This is a genomic window from Streptomyces torulosus, from assembly GCF_001419765.1.
GTDB lineage: Bacteria > Actinomycetota > Actinomycetes > Streptomycetales > Streptomycetaceae > Streptomyces > Streptomyces torulosus.
This window is the reverse complement of the sequence record NZ_LIRK01000391.1, coordinates 1-8,918: the sequence shown is the minus strand read 5'-3', so window position 1 is coordinate 8,918 and position 8,918 is coordinate 1. Positions and strand designations below refer to the sequence as shown.

9 protein-coding genes and 1 pseudogene are annotated in these 8,918 nt (G+C 73.4%); 4 read left to right on the top strand and 6 right to left on the bottom strand.

From position 1 onward, the window contains the following. From AOK23_RS50285 to AOK23_RS50275, 4 genes and pseudogenes are all read left to right on the top strand, one after another. Positions 1 to 144, top strand: a pseudogene (locus AOK23_RS50285) (ATP/GTP-binding protein); the annotation flags it as partial. A gap of 15 nt (positions 145 to 159) precedes the next feature. Continuing rightward, the gene (locus tag AOK23_RS26310; protein ID WP_055715114.1) at positions 160 to 1,503 is read left to right on the top strand and encodes a cytochrome P450; all 1,344 of its coding nucleotides are present in this window, start codon (positions 160 to 162) and stop codon (positions 1,501 to 1,503) included. Positions 1,504 to 1,792: 289 nt separating this feature from the next. Then, the gene (locus AOK23_RS50280) at positions 1,793 to 2,968 is read left to right on the top strand and encodes a tryptophan dimethylallyltransferase family protein (RefSeq protein WP_063791404.1); all 1,176 of its coding nucleotides are present in this window, start codon (positions 1,793 to 1,795) and stop codon (positions 2,966 to 2,968) included. A gap of 30 nt (positions 2,969 to 2,998) precedes the next feature. Continuing rightward, a complete protein-coding gene (locus tag AOK23_RS50275; protein ID WP_055715113.1) occupies positions 2,999 to 4,369 on the top strand; it encodes a tryptophanase in 1,371 nt (456 codons plus the stop codon). Positions 4,370 to 4,460: 91 nt separating this feature from the next. Here AOK23_RS50275 and AOK23_RS26295 read toward each other — a convergent pair whose 3' ends face one another. The 6 genes from AOK23_RS26295 to AOK23_RS26270 form a co-directional block, all read right to left on the bottom strand. Continuing rightward, entirely contained in the window at positions 4,461 to 5,063 is a 603-nt protein-coding gene (locus AOK23_RS26295) for a tellurite resistance TerB family protein (protein WP_055715112.1), read from the bottom strand. A 111-nt stretch (positions 5,064 to 5,174) separates the two neighbouring features. Beyond that, on the bottom strand, positions 5,175 to 5,747 hold the full coding sequence (locus AOK23_RS26290; protein ID WP_055715111.1) for a hypothetical protein: 573 nt from the start codon (positions 5,745 to 5,747) through the stop codon (positions 5,175 to 5,177). Then, positions 5,744 to 7,123, bottom strand: a complete 1,380-nt coding sequence (locus AOK23_RS26285; protein ID WP_055715110.1) for a hypothetical protein — start codon at positions 7,121 to 7,123, stop codon at positions 5,744 to 5,746. The genes AOK23_RS26290 and AOK23_RS26285 overlap by 4 nt, the downstream gene beginning before the upstream one ends. After that, positions 7,120 to 7,950: an ABC transporter ATP-binding protein gene (locus AOK23_RS26280; protein ID WP_055715109.1), complete on the bottom strand. Its 831-nt coding sequence runs from the start codon at positions 7,948 to 7,950 to the stop codon at positions 7,120 to 7,122. Before AOK23_RS26280 ends, AOK23_RS26285 begins: the two co-directional genes overlap by 4 nt. Then, positions 7,947 to 8,777, bottom strand: a complete 831-nt coding sequence (locus AOK23_RS26275; protein ID WP_055715108.1) for a zf-HC2 domain-containing protein — start codon at positions 8,775 to 8,777, stop codon at positions 7,947 to 7,949. Before AOK23_RS26275 ends, AOK23_RS26280 begins: the two co-directional genes overlap by 4 nt. Then, on the bottom strand, positions 8,774 to 8,918 hold a 145-nt coding region (locus AOK23_RS26270), incomplete at its 5' end, for a sigma factor-like helix-turn-helix DNA-binding protein (RefSeq protein WP_169800332.1). The genes AOK23_RS26275 and AOK23_RS26270, both read right to left, overlap by 4 nt.

Sequence of the window (8,918 nt, the reverse complement as noted above, 5' to 3'; positions counted from 1 at the left end):
CCCCTACGGGACGAGAGGGCGCTGCGCGAAGCGCTCGATCTGCTCGACGACACCCCCGTCGTCGTCTGCGACGCGCGCGACGAGAGATCGTCCGCCGAAGCACTGATCACGCTCGTCCGCTACTTGATGGACCGCGCCCGTTAGGAGCAAGACGCAGACATGACCCCCGAACCCCACTCCCCCGTTCCGCCACCCGGGTGCCCCGCCCACGGCAGCGGACTGCCGGTGCCGCTGTACACCCCCGAGTACGCCGCCGACCCCCAGGCGTACTACGCGTACCTGCGGCACTTCGGGGCGACCGCGCCGGTCGAGATCGCGCCCGGTGTGGACGCGACCCTCGTCACCGACCACGCGACGGCGCTCCACCTGCTCCAGGACTCGAGCAACTTCCGCAAGGACGCCCGGCGCTGGCGGGACGTCGCCGAGGGCAGGATCGGCCCGGACAACCCCGTCGTGCCGATGCTGGGCTACCGGCCCAACGCGATGTTCACCGACGGCGCCGAGCACGCCCGGCTGCGCCAGGCGATCACCGACACCCTGGCCCGCGTGGACTCCCGCCAGCTGACGGAGATGACCAAGCGCGCCTCCGACTACCTGATAGCCCAGGTCGCCGCGCGCGGCTCGGTCGACCTGATGAACGACTACGTCAAGCAGCTGCCGCTGCTCGTGTTCAACGAGCTGTTCGGCTGCCCGGCGGACGTCGGCGACCGGGTCGTCTTCGGCATCTCCGGTGTCTTCGAGGGCGTCAACGCCGAGAAGGCCAACATGGTGCTGGGCCAGGCCGTCGGCGAGCTGGTGGCGCTGAAGCGGGCCAGGCCCGCCGACGACGTCACCTCGCACCTGATGCGGCACGAGGCCCGGCTGAGCGACGAGGAACTCGTCCACCAGCTGATCCTGCTGCTCGGCGCGGGCGCCGAACCGCTGCGCAACCTCATCGGCAACACCCTGCACCGGCTGCTCACCCACGACCGGTACGCCGACGGCGGCCTCATCGAGGAGGCCATCGACGACACGCTGTGGGAGAACCCGCCCATGGCGAACTACGCGCCGCACTACCCGGCTTCCGACCTGGAGTTCGCCGGGACGAAGATGCGCGCCGGCGACCTGGTGCTGGTCAGCATCACCGCCGCCAACACCGACCCGGCGCTGGCGGCGGCCCGGCAGACCGGCGGCCGGCGCGCCCACCTCGCGTGGAGCGCGGGCCCGCACGCCTGCCCGTCCAAGGACCTCGCCCGGCTGGTCACCATGACGGCCATCGAGAACCTGCTGAACCGGCTGCACGACATCGAGCTGGCGGTGCCCGAGGACAGCCTGACCTGGCGGCCGGGCCCGTTCCACCGGGCGCTCGCCGTGCTGCCGTGCCGCTTCACCCCGCAGGTCGTGCACCGGCCCACCCCGGCGCGTGCGCAGGAGACCGCCCGGCCCGACCACCGGGCGCCTGGCGGCCGCAGGGCGGAGCGGGCGGGTGTCTGGAGTTCCTTCCTGTCCTGGTTGAAGGGGTGATGCACGCAACAGGCGCAACTTCCAGACACTGCATGAAGATTCAACCTAAGGGGTAGTAACGCGGCGGCATTCGTGGTGACTAACGAAACAAGGGAGGTGTCGTGGACCACGTTTCCGACGACGCCGCTGCTCGACCTTCCGCCGCACACCACCGCTCCCGACGGCGCGGCCCCCTGGGGAACGAAGGCTCTCCGGGGGGCGTGACCGCCCGTCAGTTACCGCACGACGAGATACCCGCCGAGGTCGGCGGGTATCTTTCTGTGTCCCCCCGGACCCCGGGGGGACTCTCGTGAGCGGGCCCGGCGCCGCCGAGGCGCGGGCGACGAAGACGCTCGGCGGTCTCGTGACGGGCCAGTTGCTGCGGTTGTGCCAGGTGTCGGGGATCGACGAGGCCGACGCCGAGACCTATGCGCGGGTGCTGACCGACGCGTTGGCCGGGGTGGCCGAACGGTCGCTGGACCTGCCGCCCCCCGCCCGGACGTTCCTCTCCGACGACTCCACACCGGTGGAGTTCTCGCTGTCGTTCGTCCCGGACGGGCCCCCGTCCCTGCGGGTGCTGCTGGAACCGGGCAGCGGGGCCGCGAGCCTGCGGGACAACGGCCGGGCCGGGCTGGCGGTCGTCCGCTCGATGGCCGACCGCTGGGGCTTCGCCACCGGCCAACTCGACCTGCTGGAGGACCTGTTCCTCCCGGACGACCCGGAGGGCCCGCTGGCCCTGTGGATCGCGCTGGAACTGCGGCCCGGCGGTGTCCCCAAGGTCAAGGTCTATCTGAACCCGGCGGCGCGCGGCGCGGACCGGGCCGCCGAGACCGTACGGGAGGCACTGGACCGACTCGGCCACCGGGGCGCCTTCGACACGCTGCCGCCCGGCGACGGCTACCCCTTCCTCGCCCTCGACCTCGGCGACTGGCAGGCGCCCCGCGTGAAGGTGTACGTCACCCATCGCGAGCTGAGGGCACCGGACGCGGGCGGGTTGTCCCGGATGGGCCCCGGCCCCGACGCCGAGGTGCTGGAAGGTTTCCTCCGGCAGACGGGGGGCTACGACGACGGGACACCGGGCCCCGAGGCGCGGTTCGACCGGCGGCCCGTGCTGACCTGCCACTCCTTCACCCGGACGACGGGCGGGCCCACCGGCTTCACCCTGCACGTCCCGATCCGGGGGTACGTCCCGCACGACGGGGTGGCGCTCGACCGGGCCACGGCCGTCCTCGCCCGCCACGGCATCGACCCCGCCGTACTCGAACGGGCGCTGACCGCCGTCACCCCGCGCGCACCGCGGGACGGGCGGGGGCTCATCGCGTACGTGGCGCTGGCCCACGAACGGGGCAGACCGCCGCGTGTGACGACGTACCTCTCCTCGGAGGCGTACGAGGTCCTGCCGCCGGCCTCCCCGCCGCCCTTCCAGCGGGCGCCCTCCGGCAGCACGGCACGCGAGCCGGTCCCCGGCACACCAGCCATCAGTTGAGTCCACAGAGCTACAGGAGCACAGACCACAGTGGAGCCCTACCGCATCAAAGTCGTCGAGCCGCTCGCCCTCACCACCCGTGAGCAGCGCGAGGAGGCGCTGAAACGGGTGGACTACAACCTCTTCGACCTGCGGGCCGACGAGGTGACCATCGACCTGCTCAGCGACTCGGGCACCGGCGCCATCTCCGCCGCCCAGCTCGCCGCCGGCATGGAGGGCGACGAGTCCTACGCCGGCTCGCGCTCCTTCTACCGCTTCCACCAGACGGTGACGGAGCTGACCGGCTTCCCGCACATCCTCCCCGCCCACCAGGGGCGCGCCGCCGAACGCATCCTGTTCTCGACGCTCCTCGAACCGGGTGGCATCGTGCTGGCCAACACCCACTTCGACACCACCCGCGCCAACGTCGAACTCTCCGGGTGTCAGGCTCATGACCTGCCGTGCCCGGAGGCCAAGGACCTCGACAGCGAGCAGCCGTTCAAGGGGAACATCGACCTCGACGCGCTGCGGACCTGGCTGGAGGGGCCGGACGCCTCCCGGGTGCGCGTGGTGGTCATGACGATCACCAACAACGGCGGCGGCGGTCAGCCCGTCTCCATGGAGAACCTCAAGGCCACCGCCGCACTCTGCCGCCGCCACGGCGTCCCCATGATCCTGGACGCCGCCCGGTTCGCCGAGAACGCCTGGCTGGTGACCCGCCACGAGGCCGCCTACGCCGGCCACACCCCGCGCCAGGTCGCAGAGGAGGCGTTCCGCCTCGCCGACGGCTGTGTGATGAGCGCCAAGAAGGACGCCATCGTCCACATCGGCGGCTTCATCGGACTGAACGACCCCGTGCTCGCCGAGAAGTGCGAACGGCTCCTCATCGCCACCGAGGGCTTCGCCACCTACGGCGGACTCGCCGGCCGTGACCTCGACATGATGGCCGTGGGCCTGCTGGAGGTGACCGAGCCCAGCTATCTCGCGGAGCGGGCCGAGGTCGCCACGCATCTCGCCGGGCGGGTCCGCGCGGCGGGCGTCGACATCCTCGAACCGCCGGGCCTGCACGCCCTCTACCTCAACGCCGGGCGGCTGCTGCCGCACATACCGCCGCACAACTACCCGGGCCACGCCCTCGCATGCCGCCTCTACCTCGAAGGCGGGATCCGCTCGGCGGAGCTCGGGTCGCTCTACCTCGGCGAGGAGGACGAGGACGGCAACCCGATCAAGAGCGCGCCGTACGAGCTGGTGCGGCTGGCGCTGCCGCGCCGGGTGTACACGCGCAGCCACTACGACCACGTCGGCCGGACCCTGGAGAAGATCGCCAAGGACGCCGGGTCGGTGCACGGCTTCCGGATCGTGGAGCAGTCGCCGATCCTGCGGCACTTCCGGGCGAAGCTGCGGCCGGTGACCACCGGCTGACGAGCCGTCCCTGGACCCTCGGGACACGAGGCGACCCCAGGCCGTCGGCCTGGGGTCGCCTCATGCCCGGCGCCCCGTCACGGGCGGGCCGTCAGAGGCCGAACTCCTGCGTGGGCAGCCCGAGCACACCGCACGCCTCGCGCAGGACCTGCTCCTCGGCCGACGCGATGTACCCGTCGGCGCCCGCGACGACGAAGCCGGTCTGGACGACCGCGCGGGCCTCCTGAGGCTTCTTCGCCGCCTTGGCGATCTCCTGGAGCACGGCCGCCTTGCCCTGCTGGAAGTTGAACGACAGCTGGTCCACATGCTTGTTGAAACGCTGCCGCAGCTGGTCCGCGGGGAAGTTCTGCAGCACGTCGTTGTTCAGGATCAGCGACTCCACGTGCTGCCGCTCGGCCGGGTCCACCGTGCCGTCGGCGGCGGCGACCAGGGCGCACATGGCCATGCTCGCGTCACGGTAGGCGCCGCTCTTGAGCTCCGTCTTCAGCGACGTCAGCTGGGACTTGAGGGCGCTGACCAGCTGGGCCTTCGAACCGCCGGATCCGCCCGGCCGGCCGTGCCCCTGCCCGTACGCCTGGCCCGGGGCGTGGCCGTGTCCCGGGCCGTGTCCCTGACCCGGTCCACCGAGTCCCCGTGACTGTGCCTGCTGCTGCAGCCCCTTGGCCTGGTCCTTGATCCGATCCCACATCGCCATCCGTGCCACCTCGGCTTCAGCCCATGTCGTCCAGCGTCCGCGCACGTTCCACGCGTCACCCTGCCAACGGCTGCCGCACCCCGTGAAGTTCCGCCACCGGTCCGGCGCCGGTCACCGTCGCGGTCCCGCGAGCGCGTACACCGTGGTGCCGAGGGCCGCGAGGACCAGCGCCGTCCAGGTCGCGGCGGGGGTGCCCGGCGGCAGCAGCAGCCAGCCGGCCACCTCCTCGGGCACGCTCGCCGGGGACGGGGCGACCATCGAGACGGACAGCCAGGCGATCGGCGGCGTCCACGCGTACCGCGCCCCGAACACCGCCGCCCCGACGGCGACCAGCCCCGTCAGCCCCGCCGCGTCGCGGACGAGGAACCCGGCGGTCGCCAGGTCCTCGCCGAGCACCTGCAAGGCCAGCGGCACCGCGCAGACGACCATGCCGATCAGCAGCACGTGCGCCGCCCGGCGGAACCTCCAGCGGATCGCGGCCGTCCGGTCCAGCGCCACGTCCTGCCCGCCGAGCCCGACGGAGGCCGCCGTCGCCCCGGCGGCGAGCGCGAGCGCCGGCAGCAGGGGCGCGCTCCGCCCGTCGCCGCTCCCGGCGAGCGCCCACACCGCGACCGCGCCGATCAGCACCGCGGCGAGGGCGGCGGGCACCTGGCGGGACCGCGCGTACAGCGTCAGCCACCTCACCCGGACGCACCGTCCTCCAGCACCGTCAGCGGGTCGCCCTCGCAGGAGACCGCCGCGGCGTGCGCCGCCCTGATCCGTGCGACCTGCTCGGACCAGCGCAGCCCCTCCAGCTCCCGGAACACCGGGCGGGCCGTGGCGAGTTGCTCGTCCGCGGGGTGCACGGTGCCGCGGATCGGCTCCAGCTTCCCGAGGGCCCAGCCCGCCACCACGCTCTGCGCGGCGGTCTCGCCCAGCGTGCCGCTCTCCTGCTGGCTGCGCGCGAAGCACGGCGGCGCGATGCCCTGGGCGACCAGCGCCCGGGTCAGGTCCTCGCCCCCGGTGCGGGTGAAGGCGTCGTCGTCGAAGTCGACGAGCACGGCCGTACGGGACCGCTCGGGCTGCTCGATCAGCCCTCGGGGGGTGGTGGTCTCCCGGATGGTCGTGGGCGCCCGTTCGCCGAGGGCGTCGTGCAGCAGGCCGAGCGCCTTGCGGCCGGGGCCCGCGAGCCCGGCCAGACGGGCCTCGTGGACGCGGGCCACACACACCGGACCGTCGCACACCTGAGCGGCAGCGGCCTCGTCGACGACGTACGTCCGGCGCGGGTCGGAGGGCAGCACGAGCAGGGCGATCGCCGCGCCCGCCACCACGGGGGCCAGGGCGAGCAGCCGGGTGCGCGGGGTCACGGCGAGCAGCAGCGCGAAGCCCGTCGCGGCCATGCCGAGCAGCCACACCGTCTGGCCGAGGTGCACCGAGGCGGACAGGGTGAGCAGGATCTCCCGTACGTCCGCCACCGTCGGCGACAACAGCACCAGCCGGTTCGGCAGGCTGGACGACGGCACCGCCGAGTCCGACCACACCCGCACGAAACCGGTGAACAGGAAGGCGGCCACGGCCAGCGCCGGCGGGGTGAGCGGGGACGGCAGGGCCCGCCCGATCCCCATGCCGAGGACGGCCCCCGCGACCAGGGAGAACCCCCCGACCAGCGAGATCGGCAGCCAGCCCAGGTGGTGGTACTGGGCGTGGGCGAGGACCTGGCCCGCGCCCTGGAGGACGAAGAGACCGAAGGCCAGCGTCAGGGTCAGCGCGCTCGCGCCCGCCGTCACGGCCGCGCGGTGCCGGGCGGGCCGCGGCGTGCTCGCCAGCAGCTCGACGACCTTCGAGCGATGGTCGCGCAGCCCCTGGAGTGCCCCGAGCGCCACGGCGAGCGGCCACAGGAAGATCAGCAGGGTGCGGGTCCACATGGCCATGGACGTCCACTGGGCCGTCCACAGCGCGGTGCCCTTCCACCAGGGACCGCTCAGCAGATACAGGAACCCCAGCGCGGTCGCGAGGATCACGACGCCGGCCCACGGGGCCACGGACCGCCTCAGCTCGATGCGCAGGACACGGGCGTTCACCAGCTGCCCCTTTCCCCGGCGGAGCCCTGGAGCAGCGCCGAGTAGCCGCGCTCCAGCGGGCTGTCGCCCTCGTCGTCGGGGCCGCCCGCGGCGGCCAGTTGGTCGGGGGTGCCCTGGAAGACCAGCCGGCCCTCGGCGAACAGCACCACGTCGGTGCAGGCGGCGGCGACGTCCTCCACCAGATGGGTGGAGACGACGACACAGGTGTCCGTGCCCAGCTCCTGCAGCAGCTGCCGGAACCGCACCCGCTGCGCAGGGTCGAGGCCGGCCGTCGGCTCGTCCAGCAGCAGGACGGTCGGGTCGTTGACGATGGCCTGGGCGATACCGGCCCGGCGCACCATGCCGCCCGACAGAGCCTTCATCCGCTCGTCGGCGCGGTCGGCGAGCCCCACCCGCTCCACGGCGCGCTGCACGGCCGCCGGGATGTCCGCCTTGGGTACCTCCTTCAGCCACGCCATGTACTCGACGAACTCGCGGACCGTGAAGCGCTTGTAGTAGCCGAACTCCTGTGGCAGATAGCCGATCCGGCGGCGCAGCGCGCGGTGTTCGCCCCGGCCGCCGACGGACTCGCCGAGCAGCTCCAGGGTGCCACCGGCGGGGCGCAGCACGGTCGCCAGTGCCCGGATGAGGGTGGTCTTGCCGGCGCCGTTGGGCCCCAGGAGGCCGTGGACGCCGGTGCCGAGCGACAGGTCGAGCCCGTCGACGGCCATGCGTTTCCTTCCGGCCCTGACCTTCAGCCCGTCCGCCCGGATCTCCCAGGCGTAGGCCGTCGGCGCGATGTCGGCCGCGCTCAGCGTGGACATGCGATGGTCCTTTCCGATGGTCATCGATGGGCTCCCAGCACGGAGTACGCGCCCCTGCGGGCGATCACGACACCGAGGCAGAGAGCGAGGATCAGTCCCCATACGGGCAGTCCGTCCGTCCGCAGCGCGAGGGCCGTACGGCCCTCCGCGAGGGTCGGCGCGACGATCACGGCGGCCCAGACCGCCACGAGTCCGACGGCGGCGCGGGTCACGCCGACGACACCGCCGAGCGCCAGGGTCGCCGAGGTGAAGGCCAGGCAGGGCAGCAGCCACTGGGCCACCATCACCCCCGTCGCCCAGCCGCCCACCAGCAGCGCGGGCACCACCACCGCGAGCACGGACACGGTCCGCCGCAGCACCAGCTGGAGCCCGGCCCGGGGGACCGAGGCCGTCAGCTCGTACGCGGGGTCCAGGCCGCGCGCCCACGAGGCGGCGACGCCCAGCACGGGCAGCACCGGGGCGAGCACCAGCACCGGGTTCACGTCGCCGGACCCGGGGCCGGGGCCGCCCGCGAGGAGGTCGAGCAGCAGGGCCGCGAGCGTCACGGCGGCGGCCATGGCGAGCCACGGCACCATCGCGGGGGTCGCCCACCGCGACAACCACGCCGGCCGGCGCCGGCGGCGGGGCGGCGGGGCGGTGACCGCCACCTGCGGTTCCAGGCCGGACCACACGGTGTCGACCAGGGACGCCACGGCGGGCACCCCGGCGGTGACGGCGGCCGACAGCCGGTCCCGGCAGACCGGGCACATCTCCAGATGGGCCTCCACGGCCCACACCTCGTCGTCCGGGAGGCCGGTGGCGCCGCGCGCGTAGGCCTCGATGATTCGCGTCGACGCGTGTTCCACGCTCATGCCAGTGCCTTCCGCATCGCGAGCCGGGCCCGGCGGGCCCGGGTCTTGACCGTGCCCTCGGGCAGCCCGAGCAGGACGGCGGTCTCCCGGACCGACAGCCCGTCGAGCACCATCGCCTGCAGTACCTGCCGGAGCTCCGGC

Excerpts from the sequence above, each read along its gene's own strand:
- AOK23_RS26310 (WP_055715114.1), top strand. The coding sequence starts at position 160 with ATGACCCCCGAACCCCACTCCCCCGTTCCGCCACCCGGGTGCCCCGCC.
- AOK23_RS26275 (WP_055715108.1), bottom strand. The coding sequence starts at position 8,777 with ATGAGCGTGGAACACGCGTCGACGCGAATCATCGAGGCCTACGCGCGC.
- AOK23_RS26280 (WP_055715109.1), bottom strand. The coding sequence starts at position 7,950 with ATGACCATCGGAAAGGACCATCGCATGTCCACGCTGAGCGCGGCCGAC.
- AOK23_RS26295 (WP_055715112.1), bottom strand. The coding sequence starts at position 5,063 with ATGGCGATGTGGGATCGGATCAAGGACCAGGCCAAGGGGCTGCAGCAG.